We start from the raw sequence: 1,160 nt of genomic DNA, 5'->3' as shown, positions 1-1,160 counted from the left end.
CCGCGGCGGCGGTCGAGGAGCAGAGCGCCGTGGCCAACGACATGTCGGCCTCGATGCAGCGCGCCTCCCAGGAGGCCGCCGCCATCGGGCAGTAGCGAACCGCCCGGGCAGGGGCGGCGGCCCCGCCCGATTCTTTCGGCAGGCAAGAACGGCTCGGCGATCCGCCGAGCCGTTCGCCTGTCCGGCCGCCGGATCGGAACGCCCGCGCAGCCGTCCTGTCCGGATGGACAGGCGGGCTGTCCGGAAGATCGCGCTCCTAGCCGAACGGCCGGATATCGCCGAGCGGCGCAGTCCCTAGAATCGCCGGCAACGAAGACCAGGGGCTTCCGTCCGTGGCGCCCGGTTTGCGTGTTTCGCGGAAGAACAGAGATCTTGTGGGGAAATAAAATCGAACTTCGATGACCTGATTGTACGAATTGTCGGCCGAATATTCTTAATCTCGTAGGCGTTATTACAGGTATTAATGCCTGATTAACGAAACAGCGCCAGCATCCGGGTAACCCTTAGGGACCAAATTAAGAGGAGCGGAGACCTGCATGCAATCGCCAGATCGAAGACGCGGCGCGGCCCGCAGGCGGCCGGCCCGGGCGGCGACGGGTGGGCCGGTGGCGCGCTGCCGTCCTGGAACGCTCCGAGGATCCTCTCGGCTTCTCGCGGCGAACATTCGCCATCCCTGGAGTGCGTCCGTCTGGACCGGGTCTCCGTCGAGAGCTGCCGATTCGGGCCGAATGGCGCTGGTGATCTCAAGTTGAGCGGATCACGACCCGTGCCGCTGTCGCGCGGCTGAGGCCGACAGGCGAGACCCTCTGGTTCACTCACGACCCGTGAGTTCTGCTGCAAGGAAGGAGGAACGATGTTCCGTATCGGCAAGGCCGCCGAGCGCCAGGAGCTGGAAGCGATGCTCTCGGCGATCGGCAAATCGCAGGCGGTGATCGAGTTCGGGCTGGATGGCAAGGTCATCACGGCCAACGAGAACTTCCTGAAGACGCTCGGCTACGAGCTGGCCGAGATCAAGGGCAGGCACCACTCGATCTTCGTCGACCCGGCGGAGCGCGAAAGCGCCGCCTACAAGGAGTTCTGGGCCGGGCTCGGGCGCGGCGAGTACCAGGCCGGCGAGTTCAAGCGCATCGCCAGGGACGGGCGCGAGGTCTGGATCCAGG

1 protein-coding gene is annotated in these 1,160 nt (G+C 65.6%); it reads left to right on the top strand.

Annotation, left to right across the window (positions count from 1 at the left end; genetic code table 11):
• Positions 1–853: 853 nt before the first annotated feature.
• The coding region (locus B9O00_RS32200) for a PAS domain-containing protein (RefSeq protein ID WP_143596451.1) at positions 854–1,160 on the top strand (307 nt) is incomplete at its 3' end.

Origin of the sequence: Tistlia consotensis USBA 355 (assembly GCF_900177295.1) — a bacterium.
GTDB lineage: Bacteria > Pseudomonadota > Alphaproteobacteria > Kiloniellales > DSM-21159 > Tistlia > Tistlia consotensis.
Note: the sequence above shows the minus strand (reverse complement) of the source record. Positions and strands in the feature narration are given on the sequence as shown.